This window comes from Clostridium nigeriense (assembly GCF_900086595.1).
Taxonomy (GTDB): Bacteria; Bacillota; Clostridia; order Clostridiales; family Clostridiaceae; genus Clostridium; species Clostridium nigeriense.
Genome location: NZ_LT575472.1, coordinates 1,903,660 through 1,926,647 on the forward strand (window position 1 = coordinate 1,903,660; position 22,988 = coordinate 1,926,647).

The 22,988-nt window shown below is 28.2% G+C and carries 24 protein-coding genes and 1 riboswitch; of the genes, 23 read left to right on the forward strand and 1 reads right to left on the reverse strand.

The genetic code is table 11. The features are described 5' to 3' along the window. Positions 1–68: 68 nt before the first annotated feature. A complete protein-coding gene (gene deoD / locus BN6774_RS09055) occupies positions 69–779 on the forward strand; it encodes a purine-nucleoside phosphorylase (protein ID WP_066892826.1) in 711 nt (236 codons plus the stop codon). 121 nt (positions 780–900) lie between these two features. Further along, entirely contained in the window at positions 901–1,842 is a 942-nt protein-coding gene (locus tag BN6774_RS09060; RefSeq protein WP_066892828.1) for a ribonuclease Z, read from the forward strand. 17 nt (positions 1,843–1,859) lie between these two features. Here BN6774_RS09060 and BN6774_RS09065 read toward each other — a convergent pair whose 3' ends face one another. Then, the gene (locus tag BN6774_RS09065) at positions 1,860–2,846 is read right to left on the reverse strand and encodes a DUF4003 family protein (protein ID WP_066892830.1); all 987 of its coding nucleotides are present in this window, start codon (positions 2,844–2,846) and stop codon (positions 1,860–1,862) included. Positions 2,847–3,018: 172 nt separating this feature from the next. Between BN6774_RS09065 and BN6774_RS09070 the strand changes: the two genes are divergently transcribed. The 21 genes from BN6774_RS09070 to BN6774_RS09170 all read left to right on the forward strand — a co-directional run bounded on the left by BN6774_RS09070 (position 3,019) and on the right by BN6774_RS09170 (position 22,959). Further along, the gene (locus BN6774_RS09070) at positions 3,019–3,999 is read left to right on the forward strand and encodes an MqnA/MqnD/SBP family protein (protein ID WP_066892832.1); all 981 of its coding nucleotides are present in this window, start codon (positions 3,019–3,021) and stop codon (positions 3,997–3,999) included. Continuing rightward, positions 3,974–4,741: an ABC transporter permease gene (locus tag BN6774_RS09075; RefSeq protein WP_066892834.1), complete on the forward strand. Its 768-nt coding sequence runs from the start codon at positions 3,974–3,976 to the stop codon at positions 4,739–4,741. The genes BN6774_RS09070 and BN6774_RS09075 overlap by 26 nt, the downstream gene beginning before the upstream one ends. Further along, positions 4,734–5,336 carry an ATP-binding cassette domain-containing protein gene (locus BN6774_RS09080; protein ID WP_066892836.1) on the forward strand — a complete coding sequence of 201 codons (603 nt, stop codon included), beginning with the start codon at positions 4,734–4,736 and terminating at the stop codon, positions 5,334–5,336. Before BN6774_RS09075 ends, BN6774_RS09080 begins: the two co-directional genes overlap by 8 nt. A gap of 182 nt (positions 5,337–5,518) precedes the next feature. Continuing rightward, positions 5,519–7,603, forward strand: coding sequence for a molybdopterin oxidoreductase family protein (locus tag BN6774_RS09085; protein WP_066892838.1), 2,085 nt, complete (start codon positions 5,519–5,521; stop codon positions 7,601–7,603). A gap of 12 nt (positions 7,604–7,615) precedes the next feature. Further along, complete coding sequence (locus BN6774_RS09090) at positions 7,616–8,023, forward strand: 4Fe-4S dicluster domain-containing protein (RefSeq protein ID WP_066892840.1); 408 nt, start codon at positions 7,616–7,618, stop codon at positions 8,021–8,023. Continuing rightward, positions 8,023–9,249, forward strand: a complete 1,227-nt coding sequence (locus tag BN6774_RS09095) for an NAD(P)/FAD-dependent oxidoreductase (RefSeq protein WP_066892844.1) — start codon at positions 8,023–8,025, stop codon at positions 9,247–9,249. The genes BN6774_RS09090 and BN6774_RS09095 overlap by 1 nt, the downstream gene beginning before the upstream one ends. Positions 9,250–9,369: 120 nt before the next feature. Then, entirely contained in the window at positions 9,370–9,867 is a 498-nt protein-coding gene (gene mobB, locus BN6774_RS09100) for a molybdopterin-guanine dinucleotide biosynthesis protein B (protein WP_066892845.1), read from the forward strand. A 5-nt stretch (positions 9,868–9,872) separates the two neighbouring features. After that, positions 9,873–10,007: riboswitch (molybdenum cofactor riboswitch) on the forward strand. Between the two features lie 122 nt (positions 10,008–10,129). Further along, the gene (locus tag BN6774_RS09105) at positions 10,130–11,332 is read left to right on the forward strand and encodes a molybdopterin molybdotransferase MoeA (RefSeq protein WP_066892847.1); all 1,203 of its coding nucleotides are present in this window, start codon (positions 10,130–10,132) and stop codon (positions 11,330–11,332) included. A gap of 9 nt (positions 11,333–11,341) precedes the next feature. Continuing rightward, positions 11,342–11,917 (forward strand): molybdenum cofactor guanylyltransferase, encoded by a 576-nt coding sequence (locus BN6774_RS09110; protein WP_066892848.1) that lies wholly within the window; start codon positions 11,342–11,344, stop codon positions 11,915–11,917. Next, on the forward strand, positions 11,917–12,408 hold the full coding sequence (locus BN6774_RS09115) for a MogA/MoaB family molybdenum cofactor biosynthesis protein (protein ID WP_066892850.1): 492 nt from the start codon (positions 11,917–11,919) through the stop codon (positions 12,406–12,408). Before BN6774_RS09110 ends, BN6774_RS09115 begins: the two co-directional genes overlap by 1 nt. A 24-nt stretch (positions 12,409–12,432) precedes the next feature. Beyond that, positions 12,433–13,449 carry a molybdopterin-binding protein gene (locus tag BN6774_RS09120; RefSeq protein WP_066892852.1) on the forward strand — a complete coding sequence of 339 codons (1,017 nt, stop codon included), beginning with the start codon at positions 12,433–12,435 and terminating at the stop codon, positions 13,447–13,449. Positions 13,450–13,457: 8 nt separating this feature from the next. Beyond that, positions 13,458–13,949 (forward strand): cyclic pyranopterin monophosphate synthase MoaC, encoded by a 492-nt coding sequence (gene moaC / locus BN6774_RS09125; protein WP_066892854.1) that lies wholly within the window; start codon positions 13,458–13,460, stop codon positions 13,947–13,949. 5 nt (positions 13,950–13,954) lie between these two features. Then, positions 13,955–14,926, forward strand: a complete 972-nt coding sequence (gene moaA / locus BN6774_RS09130; protein WP_066892856.1) for a GTP 3',8-cyclase MoaA — start codon at positions 13,955–13,957, stop codon at positions 14,924–14,926. Between the two features lie 4 nt (positions 14,927–14,930). Beyond that, positions 14,931–15,386, forward strand: coding sequence for an MOSC domain-containing protein (locus BN6774_RS09135; protein ID WP_066892858.1), 456 nt, complete (start codon positions 14,931–14,933; stop codon positions 15,384–15,386). 132 nt (positions 15,387–15,518) lie between these two features. Beyond that, entirely contained in the window at positions 15,519–17,624 is a 2,106-nt protein-coding gene (locus tag BN6774_RS09140; RefSeq protein WP_066892860.1) for a molybdopterin oxidoreductase family protein, read from the forward strand. After that, positions 17,611–18,024: a 4Fe-4S dicluster domain-containing protein gene (locus BN6774_RS09145; protein ID WP_066892862.1), complete on the forward strand. Its 414-nt coding sequence runs from the start codon at positions 17,611–17,613 to the stop codon at positions 18,022–18,024. The genes BN6774_RS09140 and BN6774_RS09145 overlap by 14 nt, the downstream gene beginning before the upstream one ends. Next, complete coding sequence (locus tag BN6774_RS09150; protein WP_066892864.1) at positions 18,024–19,247, forward strand: NAD(P)/FAD-dependent oxidoreductase; 1,224 nt, start codon at positions 18,024–18,026, stop codon at positions 19,245–19,247. Before BN6774_RS09145 ends, BN6774_RS09150 begins: the two co-directional genes overlap by 1 nt. Positions 19,248–19,263: 16 nt before the next feature. After that, positions 19,264–20,214 carry a TDT family transporter gene (locus BN6774_RS09155; RefSeq protein WP_066892866.1) on the forward strand — a complete coding sequence of 317 codons (951 nt, stop codon included), beginning with the start codon at positions 19,264–19,266 and terminating at the stop codon, positions 20,212–20,214. A gap of 224 nt (positions 20,215–20,438) precedes the next feature. Next, complete coding sequence (locus BN6774_RS09160; RefSeq protein ID WP_066892868.1) at positions 20,439–21,389, forward strand: TDT family transporter; 951 nt, start codon at positions 20,439–20,441, stop codon at positions 21,387–21,389. A gap of 136 nt (positions 21,390–21,525) precedes the next feature. Further along, entirely contained in the window at positions 21,526–22,452 is a 927-nt protein-coding gene (cysK, locus tag BN6774_RS09165; RefSeq protein WP_066892870.1) for a cysteine synthase A, read from the forward strand. Positions 22,453–22,527: 75 nt separating this feature from the next. Further along, complete coding sequence (locus BN6774_RS09170; protein WP_066892872.1) at positions 22,528–22,959, forward strand: RrF2 family transcriptional regulator; 432 nt, start codon at positions 22,528–22,530, stop codon at positions 22,957–22,959. Positions 22,960–22,988 lie beyond the last annotated feature (29 nt).

Sequence of the window (22,988 nt, forward strand, 5' to 3'; positions counted from 1 at the left end):
AATATAAGTATATAATAAAATTAATGCTTATAAAGCATTATATAAATATAAGTTAGGAGGCTTTTAATATGTCAAAGCATTTACACATAATGGCCAATGAAGGAGATGTGGCAGAAACAGTTTTATTACCTGGAGATCCATTAAGAGCTAAATTTATAGCTGAAACTTATTTAGAAAATCCAGTTTGTTATAATAATGTAAGAGGAATGTATGGTTATACTGGTACATACAAGGGAAAGAGAATATCAGTACAAGGAACAGGAATGGGATTACCATCACATTCAATTTATGTAAATGAATTAATAAGATTTTATGGAGTAAAGAGACTTATAAGAATTGGATCAGCTGGATCAATTAATGACAATGTTAATGTAAGAGATATAGTTTTAGCACAAAGTGCATCTACTAATTCAGGAATAAATAAGAGAAGATTTATGGGAATGGATTATGCTCCTACAGCAAACTTTGATCTTTTATTAGAAGCATATAATAAAGGAAAAGAAAAAGGTTTAAATATAAAAGTTGGTAATATATTATCTTCAGATTTATTTTATGATGATACTAATGTTGGAGGCGCAAAACTTTGGGCTGAATATGGTTGCTTAGCAATAGAAATGGAAAGTGCAGAGTTATATACTCTTGCAGCTAAATATAATGTTGAAGCATTATCAATATTAACTATTTCTGATCATATTTTCAAAGGTATAGAAACTACTCCAGAAGAAAGACAAGAAAGCTTTACAGATATGATGGAAATTGCCTTAGAACTAGCAAAATAATGAAAAATGTAAAATTTAGAGTTTATATTCTACATTTTAATAAGGAGCTGTTGCGACAGCTCCTTATATAATTACGCATTATGAATTATAAATTGTGCTTTAGTACAGATAGGGGTGAACTATGATAGATTTAACTTTACTTGGATGTGGTGGTGGAATGCCTATGCCCAATAGACATCTATCATCCCTTTTTATTAATGTTAATGGGAGAAAGATATTAATAGATGCGGGAGAAGGAACACAAGTAGCAATAAGAAAAAATAAACTTGGTTTTAAATCCATAGATATAATACTAATAACTCATGCTCATGGAGATCATATTGTTGGATTAACAGGTCTACTTTCTACGATAGGAAATAGTGAAAGAAAAACTCCTTTAATCCTTATTGGTCCTAGTGGAATAACTGAAGTTATAAAAGGTCTTAGTGTTTTATTTAAATATTTGCCTTATGAATTAAAAGTAATAGAAAATCCAAAAAAATTAGAGTTTGTAATAAATAAAGAGCTAATAGAATTAAGTAATAATGATAGATGTGATTTTATTTTAGACACTGAAGAACTTGATCATTCATCTCCTTGTTTAGGATATAGCTTATATTTTAAAAGAAGAAGAAAGTTTAATTTAGAAAAAGCTTTAGAAATGAAGGTTCCAAAAGAACTATGGAGTAAATTTCAAAGGGAAGAGACGGTTGAACTTAATGGGATAATTTATGATAGTTCTATGGTTTTAGGAGATGAAAGAAAAGGGATAAAACTAAGTTATATTACAGATACAAGACCAAAGGATGAAATAGTAGATTTGATAAAAAATAGTGATTTGTTTGTATGTGAAGGAACTTATGGAAGGGATGAAGATATAAATAAAGCAATTAAAAATAAACATATGACCTTTAAAGAAGCAGCAACTTTAGCTTATAAAGGAAATGTAACTGAATTAATACTGACCCATTTTAGTCCATCAATAAACGAACCAAAGGATTTTATAGAAAATGCAAAATGTGTATTTGAAAACACATTAATAGGAGAAGATGGAATGACAAAAGCCTTAAAATTTATAAATTAAACTTTAAGGCTTTAAATTTAATTGCTAGCAGCAGAGGCCGCGGCAGCACTTGCAGCAGTAGCAGCTGCTATTTGCATAATAAGAACTACATTTAAAGATATACTATTTGTTGTTTCAATGACCTTATCTTTAATAGAAGAATTACTAGCTTCTATTTCTTCTAATGAAATTAAGGAGGCACATATCATATTTCTTACAACTGAGCTTAAAGAAAAAATTCCAAAACCACGTTGCTTTTTTAATAAGTTATTAACTGAAATTAGTTCTTTAGCAAAGTTCTCATAGTTATTATTTGTTAGAGCTGCAGCACCCAATATTGGTAATGAGTATCCTTTTAAAGGAATTGAATACTTTCTTAATGTTTTATCTAAATCAATTACTTTATTACATTTTTCATCAGAAGAACCTTCAAAAAGTGAAAGTATATGAGTTAAAGATTGAAGGTTATTACCAGCCCAAAAACCATTATTTTTTAAAATAGTATAACATCTCTCCATATCATCAAAGGTTTTTGTTAAGTTATTTGAAGTTGTTGCAATTAAAGCAGCGGAGCATATATCTTCTTGACTAGTTAAAAAAATATGATTTTCCTTCATAAAGTCGTAAGATATTCTAGTATTTTTAACTAAGGTATCAATATCATTACTTCCCCTGTAGCTATAAATTATTTGAGCAGCTAACACTAAAAATTGATTTGTAAAGAAACGATTTTTTAGTTTTTCATATATTATCATTAATTCTTTAAAGCTTTCTTCAGGATTATCTTGAATTGATAAATTAACAGCAGTAGTTAATAAATTATTTCCTCTAAAGTTAGAAAAAATACTTGAATTGAATTTTATTAAATCAATGCATTTATTAATATTATCTATATCAGCTACAATATCTCGTAATGTTAAATTTAATGCATTACATTTTTTAAAGGTCCCCATTCCTAAACTCGACTTAGCATGCTCCAAAGCATTGCTATTTCTTATTAATAAATCTAATTTACTTTCTATCATATTCTCAATCCTTTCATTTACTATAAATATATTATAAATACAACCTTAAGTAAAGTCAATATAAATAACTTATTATAAGTTATTTAATAACCTATAATGTTGTTTGGTTTTTCTTAAATTATTTTATAAATATTATAAAGATGATATAATGGAATAAATAGGAGGGGATAATATGAAAAAGAATAGTAAAATTGTATTAAGTTTATTTTTATCAATTTTTATGACATTAGCTATTGTAGGATGTGATAAGAAAGAAGAAGGCAATGTTGTAAAAACAGAAGTATCTTTTATTGCTCCAAATGGTGTTCCAGCTACGGCAATATCTAAAATGATAAAGGAAAATGTTCAAGTTGATAATAAATATAATATTAATTATTCTATTGAAAATACATCAGATACTTTAGCTACAGCTGTAATGAAGGGCGAACCAGATATTGCAATAGTTCCATCTAATTTAGCTCTTCAAGCTTATAATAAGGGATTAGGATACAAGTTAGTAGGAACAACAGGATTAGGAGCTTTATATCTAGTATCAACTGAAGGAGAAATAGCATTTGAAGATTTAAGAGGAAAAGAAGTATATAATATTGGAAGTGGATTAACTCCAGATATAGTATTTAAAGCGCTTTTAAAGGAAAATAATATAGAAGATGTTACATTAAGCTATGTTGGAGGCGCTACAGAATTAGCACCAGCTATTTTAGGTGGGAAAGCAAAGTATGCAGTAGTTCCAGAACCGGCATTAACAACAATATTAAACAAAAATCCTAATATAAAAATAATATCTAGTTTAAATAATTTATGGAAAGAAAGCTTTAACAGTGATAATGGATTTCCTCAAGCTAGTTTAATTGTTAAAGAAGATCTTATAAAAGATAATAAAGATTTTATAAATAAGTTAGTTGAAGAAATTTCTAATTCAATTAATTGGGTAAATGAAAATAATAGTGAGGCTTCAAAGTTTTCTATAGAAAATGGCTCACAGGTAGAAGAAACTATATTAGAAAAGTCCATAAAAAGTAGTAATATAACTTTTATAAAGGCAAGAGAAAATAAAGAAGATTATATGGACTATTATAAAGTTTTAGAAAAAGAAAATCAAAAATCAATAGGAGAGAAATTACCAGATGAAAAATTCTTCTATGAAGGATAAAAAACTTATTTTTATATCCATACTTACAATTATTATCACATGGGGAGTATTATCTACTTATATAAATAATTCTATTTATTTACCTAAATTAAGTGAAGTCTTAAAAGAATTAATATATATAGTGGCTAAAAGTGATTTTATTAAAAATATAGGTTATTCATTATTAAGAGGAATAATTAGTTTTTTTATTTCTTTACTAATAGCAGTTTTGTTAGGAATTGCTTCAAGTTTTAATAAGATATTTTACAACTTTTTTTATCCTATAAATTCAATTTTAAAATCTATACCAACTATTGCTTTTATTCTTATTGCATTAATTTGGTTAAATAAAAACTATGCACCTTATTTAATAGGAATAGTAATTGCATTTCCAATTTTATATGAAAGTACTGTGAATTCAATTTTAAATTCTAATAAGGATTTATATGAGATGATGAATTCTTTTAATGTAAATTTTATTGGAATACTATTAAATCTATATATTCAATCTATTTTAATAAGTATTTCTCAAATTGCAACATCAACATTTTCATTAGTTTTTAAAGTTGTTATAGCTGGGGAAGTATTTGGACAGCCAAGCTATGGAATTGGAACAGCCATACAAGGGGAAAAAATTAATTTTAATACAGCAGGACTATTTTCTTGGATAATTATTGTTGCAATCTTATGCTTTATAACTGATAAAATAATTTTATTATTAACAAATAAAATTTTAAAAGGCGGGAGATATATAGTTGATTAATTTTGATAATATAAATATATCCTTCGATGAAAAAGAATTATATAAAGATTTTTCTATAGAGTTTAAAAAAAATTCTATTAATTTTATAATGGGAGAATCAGGAGTAGGAAAAACTACATTAATTAAACATATAAAGGATGAGCTTTTGTTAAAGGGTTATAAAATAAGTGTAACTTATCAGGAAAGTAGGCTTATACCTTGGAAGAATGTTTATAAAAATTTAGATTTAGTTATAAAGAATAAATATGATAAAGAAGAAAGAAAAAAATATATAAAAGAAATATTGGATAAGGTAAATTTAAATGGTATTGAAAATTTATTTCCAAGTGAATTAAGTGGTGGAATGAAACAAAGAGTTAGTATAGCAAGAGCTATACTATACAGTGGTGATATATTTATAATGGATGAGCCTTTCAAAGGTCTAGACAAGGATAATAAAGAGAATTTAATAAAGTATTTAAAAACATACTTTGAAGAAAATAATAAAACAGCCATAATAATTAGTCATGATATAAATGAAGTAAAAGAATTTGTAAATGAATTTATTTTATTGAAAAATGAACCTGTTGAAAAGAAAATAGTAAATATAGATTAGATTCTACTAGATAATAAAAATTGAAGAGTTTATAAAAGGAGTTGTTTATAATAACTCCTTTTGTTATTTAATTAACAATTTAATTAAATTGTGATTATTATCACAGTTTACAATTTTAATAAGTGTTAAAATAAAGATAATGTGAAATAATTTCTAATACTAGAAGTGGAGATGTAAATTATATGAAAAAAATTCAATCAACTTGTAATATATGTGCTTTAGCATGTAATTTAGATTTTTATGTGGAAGGTGGAGAAATTAAAAAAGTACTTCCTAATAAGGATTACCCAGTTAATCAAGGTTTTTGTTGTATAAAGGGATTAAATTTAGATAAGCAGCAAACTAAAATAAAAGCAAGAAAATCTCCTTTGTTAAGAGATGAAAATGGAGAAATGAAAGAGGTATCTTGGGAAGTTGGAATAAAAACTTTTGTAGAAAAAATAACTAATATACAAAATAAATATGGAAAAGAAAGTGTTGCATATATTAGTACTGGACAAATGACAACTGAAGAAATGGCTTTGCTTGGGCATGTGGGAAGAAATTATCTTGGAATGCCTGGAGACGGAAATACAAGATTGTGTATGGCTACATCAGTAGTAGCACATAAACAAAGTTTTGGATTTGATGCTCCTCCATATACATTAAAGGATGCTGAGTTATCTGATACAATAATTTTTATTGGAGCAAATCCTGTAATTGCTCATCCTGTTTTCTGGGGAAGAGTTAGAAAAAATAAAGAAGCTAAAATTATAACTATAGATCCAAGAAAATCAGAAACAGCAATAAATTCTCATGTATGGATAGATATAAAACCAAAGGCTGACTTAGTTTTATTATACACTTTAGCAAATGTGTTAATTAAAAATAACTGGATTGATGAAAAATATATTGAAGAGCATACAGAAGGCTTTGAAGAATTTAAGTCTCATGTATCTAAATTTACTTTAGAAGATGTTGAAGAAAAAACAGGAATTTCTAAAGAAAGAGTTCTTGAATTAGCAAAAATAATACATAATGGTAAAAGAGTATCATTTTGGTGGACTATGGGTGTAAACCAAGGATATGAGGCAGTTAGAACAGCTCAATCTATTATAAACTTAGCTTTAATTACTGGAAATATTGGAAGACCAGGGACAGGAGCTAACTCATTAACAGGACAATGTAATGCTATGGGATCAAGAGCCTTTAGTAATACTGCTGGACTTTATGGTGGTGGAGATTTTGATAACCCTGTAAGAAGAAAAGCTGTATCAGAAGCATTAGGGGTAAAAGAAGAAGTTCTTGCAACTAAAGCAACAATTCCTTATAACGAAATAATAGAAAAGGCTATTTCAGGTGAAATTAAAGGGTTATGGGTAATATGTACAAATCCAAGACATTCTTTCAGTAATAATGAAGAGTTTAAGAAAGCTGTAGATAATTTAGACTTCTTAGTAGTACAAGATATATATGAAGATACAGACACTGCTAAGCTTTGCGATTTATATTTACCTTCTGTTCCAGGAATTAAAAAAGAAGGAGTACTTATAAATACTGAACGTAGATTATCAAAGGTTAATCCAGTTATAGAAAAAGAAGAAGGAGAACTTTCAGATTATGAAATATTCTATAAAATTGGAGAAGGACTAGGTATGGGAAGTCTACTAGATAATTGGAAAACTCCAAAAGATGCATTTGAGTTATTAAAGAAGTGCTCTAAAGGGATGCCTTGTGATATAACTGGTGTTACTTACGAAATGTTAGAAGGTGAAGATATAAGTGGTTCAAAAGGAATTCAATGGCCATTTAGAGAAGGTGAAGCACTAGAAGATGATGAAAGAAGATTATTCGAAGATGGTAACTACTACACTCCATCGAAAAAGGCAAAGATATTATTTGAAGATGTAAGAGAAAACCCAACTAAGACTTCAAATGATTATCCATATATACTTAATACAGGTAGAGGTAGTGTTGGCCAATGGCATACACAAGTTAGATCTAGAGAAATAGAGCATAACAAGATTTATAGTCAAGTATCATATGTTCTAATGAATCCAGAACTAGCTAAGGAATTAAATATAGAAGAAAATGAAAGAGTAAAAATAACTTCACAAAATGGAAATACCAGCGAATTTAATATTATGTATTCAGAAAATGTAAAGAAAGATCAAATATATGCACCTATGCACTATATTGAAACAAATTCACTTACTCCATCAGTTTATGACCCTTATTCTAAGGAACCATCTTTTAAAACTGTTGCAGTAAATATTTCTAAAATGTAGGAGACTTGATAAATGAATAGAATTAAGATAGATAGATCTAAATGTGTTGGTTGTTTAACATGTACTACAGCTTGTATAGTTTCTCATAATTCAGATGATACAAGGAGTAGAATAACTATAGATAGCAATGGGAAATATGCTCCAATATTTTGTAGACATTGTGATAGACCAGAGTGTGTTTATACTTGTATGTCAGGGGCAATGTCTAAGGATAAAAACACAGGCCTAGTTACTTATGATAAAAATCGTTGTGCAAGCTGTTATATGTGTGTAATGGCTTGTCCTTATGGAGTATTAAAGCCAGATAGCAAAACTCAAACTGAGATAATGAAATGTGATGGATGTAAAGATGTAGGTACTCCACAATGTGTTGAAAAATGTCCTATGGGAGCTATTACTTTAGAGGAGGTGCTTAATTAATGAGATATGTAGTTATAGGAGCATCTGCTGCTGGAATTAGCGGTGTAAAAACTTTAAGAGAGCTAGATAAGGATGCTGAAATTATATTAGTTTCAAAGGATACAGAAGTATATTCAAGATGTATCTTGCACCATTATATATCAGGACATAGAAATATTGAAAAATTAGATTTTACATCTAAAAATTTCTTTGAAGAATATAATATTAATTGGATAAAAGGCGTAGAAGTTATTTCTTTAAATGATGAAGAAAAATTATTAAATCTTTCAAATGGTGAAGATATAAAATATGATAAAGTAATGATTTGTAGTGGAGCATCGGCTTTCATACCTCCAGTTGAGGGATTGAGAGAAGGTAAAAATGTAGTAGGACTTAGAAATTTAGAGGATGCAATTTTAATAAAAGAAGAGGCTGCTAAAGTGAAAAATGTCGTTGTTTTAGGGGCTGGACTTGTTGGAATAGATGCTGTAAGTGGACTTATAGGTACTGGAGTAAATATTTCATTAGTAGAAATGGGAGACAAAGTACTTCCTATACAACTAGATAAATATGCATCTTCAATATATGAAAATAAATTCAAAGAAAATGGAGTTAATTTAAAGCTTGGAGTTAAAGCAGAAAAATTAATACTTGATGAAGAAAAAAATCCTAAGTCTTTATTATTAAACACAGGAGAAGAAGTACCGTGCGAATTAGTAATAGTAGCAACTGGTGTTAGATCTAATATTGCATTCTTAGCCGATAGTAATGTTGAATGTGATAGATTTGGTTTAATAATAGATGAAAAGGGAAAAACTAATATTGAAGATATATATGGAGCTGGTGATGTTACTGGTAGAAATCCAATATGGCCAACAGCAGTAAAAGAAGGTATAATAGCAGCTCATAATATGTTAGATAAAGAAATGGTAATGACAGATTTCTTTGGTAGCAAAAATACAATGAACTTTGTGGGAGTTGCAACTATGTCATTAGGAGATATAGAACCAAAGGATGAAAGCTACAAAGTTGAGATAAAGGTTGAAGAAAATAATTATAAGAAGATAATTCATAAAGATGGCAAGATATACGGTGCTATAATTCAAGGGGATTTATCTTACACAGGTGTATTAACACAATTAATAAAGGAAAAGATTGATATATCCAAAGTAACTAAAAATATTTTTGATATAGATTATGCTGATTTCTTTAATTTAGAAAAGAATTTTGAATTTAGCTATAAATAACAATCAAAATAAATTTTTGTATTAAATTAATTTTAATTGTTAAAATATAAAAAAGTATTATAATATAAATATAGAAAATATTTCATATAGTATTTATATTAAAGCTAAAGGATAAGGATTATGTCGATAGTAGTAAATATAATTGGAGAAAAATCAAATGTAGGTAAGACCATTGTTATGGAAGGTGTAATAAAAGAGCTTAAAAAAAGAGGGCTTAGTGTTGCAACAATTAAGCATGACGTGCATGGATTTGATATTGATAAAGAAGGTAAAGATACTTATAGACATAGGAAAGCAGGTTCAGAGACTGTTATAATATCTTCAAATAAAAGAATGGCTTTAATTAAAGAAGTAAAGGAAGAAGTTCCTTTGAATGAACTTCTTAGTTTTGCTAAAGATAAGGATGTAATTTTAGTTGAAGGTTATAAAAATAGCAACTTAAGAAAATTTGAAATATATAGAAAAGACTTTAGCAAAAAATTAATTTCATCAAAAGAAAATTTAATTGCTATAGTTAGTGATGAGGAGTTATTTTTTGAAGATATTATAGTTATAAAAAAGAATGATTTTAAAAAAATAGTAGATTTAATTTTGAAAGAAGAGGAATATAAAATTTAATAATAATCAATAAAATTTTCTGGAGTATAGGTGATCTAAGGGTAATCTATGACACTTATACCTGAATTTTAAATTCACAGGGTATATATCTGAAAAGATAATATCTCCACGTTTTGGGAAGGAAAATAAGTTGGTTTGAATATATGTTTGAGATATAAATTTCTTAGACTTATTTAATGCTGCATAGCAATTAATATATTTAAATTTAAGCTTATTATTTACCAATGTGTTAATAATAAGCTTTTTTCTTTAGGAGGAAATAATGAGATCCTTTGTTTCTTTAGATGAAGCTATAGATATTTTAAATGAAAAAGTAAAATCCTTAGAAGTTGAAGAAGTAGATTTATTAAAGGGATTAAATAGAATTACAAGTGAAAGTATTTATTCACCAATTAATAATCCTCCTTTTAATAAGTCTGCTATGGATGGATATGCATTAAGGGCTGAAGATTCATTTATTAATAATAAGGTAAAAGTTATTGATAAGGTCTTTGCTGGTGGAATTAGTAGTAATTTTATTAGTAAAAATACAGCTATTAAAATTATGACAGGAGCTCCAATACCTGAAGGAGCAAATGCTGTAATAAAGCAAGAAGATATAATTCAAGAGGGCAATCATATAATTATTAGAAAAGAAATAAAAGAAAAAGAAAACATTTGCATTAAAGGAGAAGACATTACTTTAGGAGATTTGCTTATTAATTCTAATAAAAAATTAGATTATGCAGATATAGGAATATTAGCTAGTGCTGGTATTAGTAAAATAAAGGTATTTAAAAAACCTAAGATAGGATTTATAAGTACCGGTGATGAAGTAATGGACTTAGGTAATGAATTAAGTGAAGGAAAAATATATAATAGCAATAAGTATTCAATAATATCAAGACTATTAGAACTTGGTTATGAAGTAAATAAAATTCATCATGTAAATGATGATTATAATGAAATAGGTAAGTTTATAGAAGAATTTTCAAAAGATTTAGATTTAATAATTACAACAGGTGGAGTTTCAGTTGGAGAAAAAGATTTATTAAAGGCTGCTATTAATGTTACTACTGGAGAAAGCTTTTTTTGGAAAATTATGATTAAGCCTGGATCAGCCGTTTTATTTAGTAAGGTTAATAACTCTATAGTAATAAGCTTATCAGGAAATCCTACAGCTGCATTAACCACCTTTGAATTATTAGTAAAGACTTCCCTTGAAAAACTTTCAGGGTTAAGTGAAATAAAAATAAGAAGAGAGGAAGCAATATTAGCAGAGGGATTAATAAAGAAAGCATTTAAACATAGATTTTTAAGAGGTTACTATAAAATAGAAAACTCAAAGCAATACGTTTATATAACTCAAAAAAAGTCTGGTAATGGAATACTTAGTTCAGCAGTAAACTCTAATTGTATAATTGAGATTACTGCAAATAATGAAGAAAAAGTTCAAGGAGATTTAGTTAAGATTATAAAACTTTAGGAGTTTACTATGATTGATAAAACATTGGCGATTTTAGCAGGTGGTAAAAGTAGTAGAATGAATTATAATAATAAGGCTTTACTGATATATAAAGAAAAAACTTTTATTGAAAATATAATAAATGCTGGAGGTAATTTCCGTGAAAAAATAATAATTGCTAATAGTAATGAAGGATATAAAGACCTTAGGTTAAAGATTTACAGTGATATTTATTTAGATAAAGGACCTTTAGGGGGAATACATTCAGCCTTAAAAAATTCAAAGTATGATAAAGTTCTTTGTATTGCTTGTGATATGCCTTTAATTTCAAATGATGTTTTAAATATTATTGGAAGTTTTAAAGAGGATTATGAGGTTTTAATACCTAAAATTAATGGTAGATTACAACCTATGTGTGCAATTTATTCTAAATGCTTAATACCTAAAATTGAAAAGGCATTAATTAATGAGGAAAATAAATTACAAAAATTTATATTATCTACGAATTATAAAGTTATAGATAATAAAGCTTATGAAGCCTTAAGAGAAGATAAATTTTCAAATATAAATACTAGAAAAGAATATGAACTTTTGGAGGAGATTTAATGTATACTGTTGGAATAGTTACTAGTAGTGACAAGGGATACTCAGGAGAAAGAGAAGATAAAAGTGGAGCTGTTATTAAGAAGATATTAGAAGAAGTAGGTTTTGAAGTTAAAAGGCAAGTGGTATTGCCAGATGAAAAGGAAATGTTAAAGAAAGAATTTATTTATATGAGTGATGAATTAAAGGTAAACTTAATTTTAAGCACAGGTGGGACTGGATTTTCAAAAAGAGATATAACACCAGAAGCTACTAAGGAAGTAATTGAGAGAGAAGCTCCAGGAATATGTGAGGCTATAAGAATGCTTAGTATGCAGATTACTAAAAGAGCAATGTTATCTAGGGCTGTATCTGGAATTAGAGGAAATACATTAATAGTGAATTTGCCTGGAAGTCCTAAGGCCTGTGAAGAAGCTTTAGACTTTGTATTAGAAGAATTAAAGCATGGTATTGGGATTTTGTTAGGTGAACAAAAGGAATGTGCAAGAAAATAATAAAGATTTAGGAGATGTTTATATATGAAGATGATAAGTGTATATGATTCAGTAGGATGCATTTTATCTCATGATGTTACTCAAATAATTCCAGGGGAATTTAAAGGAAGATTATTTAAAAAGGGTCATATAATTAAAGATGAAGATATAGAAAAGTTTTTATCTATAGGAAAAGAGCACATCTATGTATGGGAGCCAGAGGAAGGGCAATTACATGAAAATGATGCAGCAATTAGGTTAGCTAATTTAGTTACTGGAGAAGGTATAGCTAGGTCTGAAGAAATAAAAGAAGGAAAAGTAGATTTTTTTGCGGATAGAGATGGTGTCTTAAAAGTAGATAAGGATGAATTATTTAAGTTAAACACCTTAGGTGAAATTATAGTATCAACATTACATAATAATACTCCTATAAGAAAAGGTGAAAAAATAGGGGCTACAAGAGTTATTCCATTGATAATAGAAGAAGAAAAAATTATTAAAGCAGAAGAGCTTATAAAAAACAAGATTATTTATATTGAAGAAATTAAGCAAAAAAAATGTTTACTAATAACTACAGGAAATGAAGTATATAGTGGTAGAATTAAAGATGCTTTTTTACCTGTAATTAAATCAAAGCTTGGTTATTATGGAAGTGAAGTTGTTAGACAAGTAATTTTACCAGATTCAAAGGAAAAAATTATTGAAGAAATAAGAAAGGGCTTTGATGAAAAAGTAGATATGATAATTTGTACTGGAGGAATGTCTGTTGATCCAGATGATGTAACACCAACTGCAATTAAAGAATGTGGCGGAGAGTTAGTTACTTATGGTTCACCAGTTTTACCAGGAGCTATGTTTTTATTAGCATATTATAATAATATACCGATTCTTGGAGTGCCAAGCTGTGCTATGTATTCAAAAAGAACTGTTTTAGATTTAGTTTTACCTAGGGTTTTAGCAGATGAGAGATTAAGCTTAGCAGATATAGCAGAATATGGACATGGCGGGTTATGCTTAGATTGTAAAGTTTGTACATTCCCACATTGTTCTTTTGGAAAATAGGAGGTATTATGGATAATAAATTAACTCATTTCGATAATAGTGGAAATGCAAGAATGGTAGATGTTTCTGAGAAAAATAAAACAGAAAGAGTTGCTATTGCAGTTTCTAGAATAAAAGTAAGTAAAGAAACATTAGAGCTTATAAGACTTGGAAAGATAGGAAAGGGAGATGTTTTAGGAGTTGCAAGAGTGGCTGGTATAATGGCTAGTAAACAAACATCGAATCTTATACCAATGTGTCATCCTCTCATGATTTCTAGTTGTAATATAGATTTTGAAATAAATGATAAAGAATGCTGTATTGAAATTAAATCAACTGTTAAGATAGTTGATAAAACTGGAGTTGAAATGGAAGCTTTAACTGCAGCAACTGTAGCAGCTTTAACTATATATGATATGTGCAAGGCTGTAGATAAGAGAATGGTAATAGAAGGAACACATTTACTTAAAAAAACAGGAGGTAAGAGTGGAGAGTTTAACTTTCATGAGAAAACTCTATAAATAATATGAAGGATAAATATGGAAGAGAAATAGACTATTTAAGAATTTCCATTACAGATAGATGTAACTTAAGATGTATATATTGTATGGAGGAAGAAGGAAATACTTTCTTTCAAGAAGAAGATAAGCTAACAAAGGAAGAAATTTTGAAAATAGTGTCTGCATCTGCAAAACTTGGAGTTAAAAAAATAAGACTTACTGGTGGAGAACCTTTAGTTAGAAAAGATATTGTAGAGCTAATGGAAGGAATAAATGATATCAAAGGTATAGAGGGAATTTATTTAACAACAAATGGTATTTTGTTAGAAGAAAAAGTGGAAGCTTTAAAAAAGGCTGGATTAAAGGGTGTAAATATTAGTTTAGATTCTTTGAAAGAAGAAATGTTCCAGAGTCTAACTAGACTAGGAATTTTAAAAAAGGTTCTATCTGCCATAGACAAATGTTTAGAACTTGGAATCAAAGTTAAATTAAATACAGTTATGATAAAGGACAAAAATGATAATGAAATATTAGATTTTGTAAATCTTACTCGCAGTAAAAATATAGATGTAAGATTTATAGAACTTATGCCAATTGGAGTTGGGAGTAAATTTAAAGGGATTAGCAACGAAGATATATTAAGTTTAATAAAAAGTAACTATGGTGATTTAGAAGAGATAAGAAGAGATAAAGATGGGGGACCAGCCTCTTATATTAGGTTAAAGAATGGAAAAGGAAAAATAGGTTTTATAAGTGCAATTAGCAATTGTTTTTGTGAAGATTGTAATAGGATTAGACTTACTTCAGAAGGTTTTTTAAAGCAATGTCTTCATTTTAATTATGGTATTGATTTAAAGAAAATACTTAGAAATGGAGCTTCAGAAGAAGAAATTTTAAATGTTATTAAGAATAATATTTATAATAAACCGGAAAAACATTTGTTTATGAAAAAGAGTGAAGATAAAGAATTAAAGTTTATGAATCAAATTGGAGGATAAAGGTATGTGTAAGGTATTAGCTGTTTGTACAAGTAAGCATAAGGGAACTTTAAAGAAAGAAGTTAATGAAGCAAATTTTATTGAAGACTTTGGAATCGAGGGAGATGCTCATGCAGGAAAATGGCATAGACAAGTTAGCTTATTAGCCTTCGAAAAAATAGATGAATTTAGAAAAAAAGGTGGAAATGTTGATTTTGGTGCTTTTGGAGAAAATTTAGTAATTGAAGGTATTGAATTAAACAAATTACCTGTGGGCCAAAGATTAGAAGTTGGTGAAACTTTATTAGAAGTAACCCAAATTGGTAAAGAATGCCATGATAAGTGTGCGATTTACTATCAAGTTGGAGAATGTATAATGCCTAAAAATGGAATATTTACGAAAGTTCTAAGAGGTGGAAAAGTAAAAGTTGGAGATCAATGTATTTTATTAGAAAATGATAAGAAAGTATTTACGTTATAAAATTATTATAAAAAATGCTAGCAGTACTTAAAAGTATTGCTAGCATTTTTTATTAGGGGATAAATGAATATAGAAAGTAAATACTAGTAATACTAATTATAAAAAGCATAAGAAAATAAAGGAGATATAATTATGAAGGTTGTGCGATCTACTTGTAATTACTGTTCTATAGCTTGTAATTTTGATTTTCATGTTGATGATAATGGTTTTATTGAAAGAGTTAAACCATCAGAAGATTATCCAGTTAATAAAGGTTTTTGTTGTGTAAAGGGACTAAATTTAGATAAACAAAATACATTATATGAGAATCCTGTATTACCATTGTTAAGAAGAGCAGATGGGGAATTAGAGCATATTTCTTGGGATAAGGCTTTTAATATTTTTGCAGAAAAAGTAAAAAACATTCAAAATAAGTATGGAAAAGAAAGTTTTGCTTTTTTAAGTACTGGTCAGCTTCTAAGTGAAGAAATGGCGTTAGCTGGGCATATAGGAAGAACATTTTTAGGTGGAAACGGTGATGGTAATACTAGATTATGTATGGCTACAGCGGTAGTAGCATATAAACAAAGTTTTGGTTTTGATGCACCACCATATACACTAGATGATTTAGAACATTCAGATGTTATGATTTTTATAGGGTGTAATCCTATAGTTGCTCATCCTATATTGTGGAGTAGGGTTACAAAAAATAAGAATAAGAATAAAAAAGTAATAGTAATAGATCCAAGGAAAAGCGAAACTGTTGCAAGATCTGATATGTGGATAGATATTAAGCCAAAGTCAGATATAAGATTATTATATACTTTAGCTAATGTATTAATTGAAAAAGGTTGGATTGATGAAGAATTTATAAATAGTAGTACAGAGGATTTTGAAGGTTTTAAAAATCATGTAAAAAAATATGATATTAATGATGTAGAAGAATATACAGGAATATCTAAGGGGAGAGTTTTGGAACTTGCAGAAATAATTCATAATGGAGAAAGGGTTTCTTTTTGGTGGACAATGGGAGTAAATCAAGGCTTTCAAGCTGTAAGAACGGCACAAGCAGTAATTAATTTAGCCTTAATGACAGGAAATATAGGGAAACCTGGTACAGGTGCCAATTCTATAACAGGTCAATGTAATGCAATGGGTTCAAGACTTTTTAGTAATACAACTGGCTTATATGGTGGTGGTGAATATAGTGATGTGAACAGAAGAAAAGCAGTAGCAGATGCTTTAAATATAGAGGAATCTCTATTGCCTAAAAAGCCAACTATACCATATAACGAAATAGTTGAAGGGATTAACAAGGGAAAAATTAAAGCTTTATGGGTTTTAGCCACTAATCCATTAGTTTCTTGGATTAATGATTTAGAATTTAAAGAGGCTGCTAAAAAACTTGAATTTTTAGCTGTTCAAGATATTTATTCAGATACAGAAACTGCAAGATATGCTCACTTAATATTACCTTCAACAAATGGGCTAAAAAAACAAGGAGTTATTATTAATACTGAAAGAAGATTATCTAAGGTTCAACCTGTTTTAGAAAAGAAAAAAGATGAATTAACTGATTATGATATTATGCTTGGGATAGGAAAAGCTTTAGGAATGGGAGAATTATTAGACAAATGGAAAACACCTAAAGATGCTTTTGAAATATTAAAAGAATGTTCTAAAGGAATGCCTTGTGATATTACAGGAGTTGACTATGATGCTTTGAATGGTTCAAAGGGAATACAATGGCCATGTAGAGAAGGGGAAAAAATTAATGAAGAGCAAAGAAGATTATTCGAAGACAAAAAATTCTTTACTCCTAACAAAAAGGCTAAGTTCATATATGAAGAAATTATGAATCCACCATATGAAATAAATGAAGAGTATCCATATATTCTTAATACTGGTAGAGCCACTGTAGGACAATGGCATACACAAACAAGAACAAGAGAAATTTCTGATGTAGAAGCAATAATTGTAAAGGGAGGATATATAAATTTAAATACTGACTTAGCAGAGGAGCTTGACATAAAAGAAAATGATGTAGTTAGAGTAAGCTCACCTAATGGAATTAAAAATAGTTTTTTAGTTAAGTTAAGTAGAACTGTTAAAAAGAATCATCTTTATGCTCCTATGCACTATATTGAGGCAAACTCAATATTACCTTCTGTTTTTGATACATATTCAAAAGAACCTAATTATAAGTACACTCCAGTTAAAATAGAAAAGATAAAAGGTGATAATCATGAAAAGAATTAAAATTGATAGAAAAAAATGTATTGGGTGTTTAACTTGTACTACTGCTTGTAAGGTTTCTCATGGATGTAGAGATACAAGAGGAAGAATAGTAATAAACAGTGAAGGAAGATATGCCCCTATATATTGTAGACATTGCACAAGGCCTGAATGTGTATATGCATGTCCAACTGGAGCTATGAGAAGAGATGATGAAAGCGGATATGTTATTTATGATAAAAGTAGATGTGCAACTTGTTATATGTGTATAATGGCATGTCCATATGGCGTGCTAAAGATGGATTATCAAACCAATAGAGAAGTAATGAAATGTGACATGTGTTTATCTACAGAAAGTAAATATCCTCAATGTGTAGATAAATGTCCTATGGGAGCTTTAACATTAGAGGAGGTAAAGGAATAATGAAGTATGTTATTGTTGGAGCATCAGCTTCAGGTATAAATGCAGCAAGAACTCTTAGACAATTTAATAAAGAATGTGAGATAACATTAGTTTCAAAAGATACATATGTTTATTCAAGATGTATTTTGCATCATTTTCTAGATGGACGAAGAGAAATAGATGATTTAGACTTTACACCTGACAATTTTTTTGAGATGTATAAAATAAATTGGATTAAGGGAAGAGAAGTAGTTGGAATAGATGTAAAAGAAAAAAGGCTTACTTTAGATAATAGTGAAAATGTAAGCTATGACAAAGTTTTACTTGCAGCGGGATCATCATCATTTTTACCTCCAATAGAAAATTTAAGAAGTGCCAATAATGTTATTGGGCTTAGAAATTTAGATGATGTAATAAAAATAAAGGAAATGGCAACAAAGGTAAAAAATATAGCAATCCTGGGAGCAGGCCTTGTTGGGGTAGATGCCTTAGCAGGTTTATTGGATTACGATGTTAATATAACATTAATAGAAATGGGAGATAGATTGCTTCCGTTGCAATTAGATAAATATGCAGCAAGTGCATATGAAGAAAGACTAATAAAAGAAGGGGTAAATTTGAAATTTGGAGTAAGAGCTGAAAAAGTTATAGTAGATGATAATAATAATCCAATATCTATAAAGTTAAATACTGAGGAAGAAATTCCTTGTGAACTGATAATTGCATGCGCAGGAGTAAGATCTAATATAGGCTTTTTAAAGGATAGTGGAATAGAATGTGATAAATTTGGATTAATCATAAATGAGAAAGGAGAAACAAACGTTAAGGATGTATATGGAGCTGGTGATATAACAGGAAGAAATCCAATTTGGCCAACAGCAGTTAAAGAAGGGATAATAGCAGCTAATAATATGATTGGTAAGGAAACATATATGGAAGATTTTTTTGGAAGTAAAAATACAATGAATTTTTGTGGCTTAGCAACTATGTCTCTTGGAATAGTTACAAAACCTGATGATACATATGAAGAAATTATTGATATTGATGGGAAGGATTATAAGAAAATTATTTATAAGGATGGAGCAATATATGGAGCAATAATTCAAGGTGATCTATCTTATGTAGGTGTATTAACCCAACTAATAAAAGAAAAAATAAATGTTAATAGGGTGAAAAAACCATTATTTGATATAGATTATTCTGATTTCTTTAATGAAACTCAAAACTTAGAATTTGTTTATTAATAAAGTAGGTGAGCTTATGGAGTCAAAATCTATTTTAAAAAAAATTAAGAATATGCCTGTACCAATTTTGCCAACTATGGTAGGAGCAGCTACATTGTCAAATGTATACCAAATACTAGGGTATGATTGGATAAGGCATATAACTATGTGGGTAGCAACAATTATATTAATAGCATATATAATTAAAATCACTTTATATTTTGATACTTGTAAAAGTGAATATAGCAATACAGTTCCAGCAAGTTTATATGCTGGATTTACAATGATATTAATGATTCTAGGTTCGTATTATTTTACATATAATAATTTTATTGGAAAAGCATTATGGTATATAGGTTTAGTATTACATGCAATTCATATAGTAGTCTTTACTTATAGAAATGTAGTTCCAGGGATTAAGAAAGAAACCTTTGTACCAAGTTGGTTTGTTACATATAACGGAATAATGGTTTCTGCTGTAGTAGGAAAACCTATGAATGAACCTTTTATAGGGAAAATAGTAGTGTATTATGGTATAGTAGCTTTTATATTAATTTTACCTTTCATGATTAAAAGATTAAGAAAAGAAAGTCTAAATGATGCTTTATTTCATACTCAAGCCATATTAATAGCACCATCTAGTCTTTGTTTAGTAACTTATTTAAATTTTATTGAGAATCCAAATAAGATAATTATTTATATTTTCTATACAATTATTTTTTTGACTTTGATATTTATTTTATATATGTTACCTAGATTTTTTTCTTATACCTTTACTCCGGGATTTGCTGGATTAACATTCCCCATGGCTATAGCAATAGTAGCATCAATAAAAGCATCTTCATATTTTGACAGTATAGGTCATAGCACTATAGCTTATATTATAAAAGAGATTAGTGGATTTCAAATATATATAACCACTACAATTATAGCTTATGTTTTATATAAGTTTGTATATTTATTATTTAAAAGTTATAAAGAGGTTTAATAAATTTATTATATGAATGTTATTCATAATTATAGTTTTTTGTTTAAATATTAATATAAAATATAAATTCTGTGATTATTATCACAGAATTTATATTTTTAAGGAGTATAATTAAAGTGCAATCTTATTTGGAGAAATTATAATATCAACTTAAGTGAAAAAATTAACAAGCAATCATAAGATTAAATTAAAGTTTAAGTTACTAAATTGAGTCGGGAGGAAAAATGAATAACAATTTATTAAGAAAGACAGAAAATATACCAGTTCCATTATTGCCTACTATGGTTGGAGCAGCAACATTATCTAATATTTACTCTAACTTAGGATATGGACTAATAAGACATTTAACAATGTGGTTAGCTACTTCTATTTTATTAATTTACTTGGTTAAAATTTTAGCATTTACAGAAACTTGTAAAAAAGAATATTATAATACAGTACCGGCAAGTCTATATGCAGGATTTACTATGGTAACGATGATTTTAGGATCTTATTATTTTGACTATAATAATTTAATTGGGAAAGCATTATGGAGCATTGGTTTAGCTTTACATACTATACATATAATAATATTTACATATAAAAATGTTATAAACGGAGTTAACAAAGAAACATTTATCCCTACATGGTTTGTTACATACAATGGTATAATGGTTTCCGTAGTAGTAGGATCAGCTATGAAAGAGCCAATAATAAATAAAATAGTGTTATATTATGGTATATTGGTTTTAATATTGATTTTACCATTTATGGTAATTAGATTAATAAAATTACCATTAAAGGATGCTTTTTATCATTCCCAAGCTATTTTATTAGCGCCTTCTAGCTTGTGTGTTGTTTGCTATTTAAGTGTTACTAAGAATCCTAATAAGTTTTTATTATATACTTTATACTTTTTAGTAATAATTACGTTTTTATTTATATTGTACAAGCTACCTAGATTTTTTTCCTTTAAATTTTCGCCAAGTTTTGCAGCTTTAACCTTCCCAATGGCAATAGGCACTTTAGCATCTATAAGAATGTCAGCTTATTTATCTGATATGGGATATGAGGTAATAGGTAATTTAATAAAAGAAATATCAGGATTGCAGCTTTATATAACAACAGGAATAATAGCTTTTGTATTGTTTAACTTTTTCAAATTATTTTTAAGTGCAGTTAAGGATGAAAATTAGTAGAAAAAACTTGTATCTAATGATGCAAGTTTTTTTATTATTTTAAAAAAAGGTATTCACAAATGGTTAATAATAGAGTATTATATTATTAAGAAATAAACATATCGGAATAGTAGGAATAAAAGGAGAGGTTAATATGAAAATAGCAAATAGTTTAGTTCAATTAATAGGAAAGACGCCATTATTAGAATTATCAAATTATAATAAAGAAAAAAATACTTTAGGTACTATAATTGCAAAACTTGAATACTTTAATCCAGGTGGAAGCGTAAAAGATAGAATTGGTTTTGGGATGATAGAAGCTGCAGAAAGAGATGGATTATTAAATAAGGATTCAGTTATTATTGAACCTACTAGTGGTAATACTGGAATTGCATTAGCATATATATCAGCAGCAAAAGGATATAGATTAATTTTGACTATGCCAGAAACTATGAGCATAGAAAGAAGAAATCTTTTAAAAGCTTTAGGAGCTGAATTAGTTTTAACTCCAGGAGCAGAAGGAATGAAGGGTGCTATTGCAAAGGCTAATGAGTTAAAGGCATCAATAGAAAATTCTATTATACTTCAACAATTTGAAAATCCAGCAAATCCTGAAATTCATAGAGTAACAACTGCAGAAGAAATATGGAATGATACCGATGGTGAAGTTGATATAGTAGTAGCTGGAGTTGGAACAGGAGGAACTTTAACAGGTATAGGAGAAGTTTTAAAATCAAGAAAAAGTGATGTTAAGGTTGTAGCAGTAGAGCCAACTAATTCACCAGTTATTTCAGGAGGAAAACCTGGACCTCATAAACTTCAAGGAATTGGAGCAGGATTTATACCGAAGAATTTAAATATTTCAATTATTGATGAAGTAATAAAAGTTGAAAATGAAGATGCTTTTAAAGCTTCAAAGGATTTAGCAAGAACAGAGGGTTTATTGGTAGGAATATCATCAGGAGCGGCAATAGTTGCAGCAACAGAATTAGCAAATAGGGAAGAAAATAAAGGGAAAAATATAATTGTAATATTACCTGATACAGGAGAAAGATATTTATCAACTGATTTGTATAAATAAATTTTAAGAAGTCATTGCTATTTCTAGTGATGACTTTTATTATTAAATATATAATAAATAGAAAAAGGTGATTAAGTGAAAATTTCAACCAAAGGGAGATATGGATTAAGGGCTTTAATTGACCTAGCTATTAATATGGATTCTGAAAATGTGAGTATTAAGGCTATTTCAGAAAGACAAAATATTTCGGAAAGATATTTAGAGCAAATATTCTCATTGCTTAGAAAAGCTGGAATAATAGTAGGGAGAAAAGGAGCTCAAGGTGGGTATAGCTTAGGGAAAAATATAAGCGAATTAACTATAATGGAAATATTAAAAGTTCTAGAAGGAGATAGTATTTTTATAGATTTGAATGATAAAGAAGAAAATGAACTAGAAGACTTTGTAAATAAAAATTTATGGAAAGATATAAATACAATAATAAATGATTATTTTACAAATATAACTTTAGAAGATTTAGTTGATAATTATAAAAAATCTAAAGATACTATTATATATTATATTTAAAATACAAAATTCTATGAGAGATATTTTAT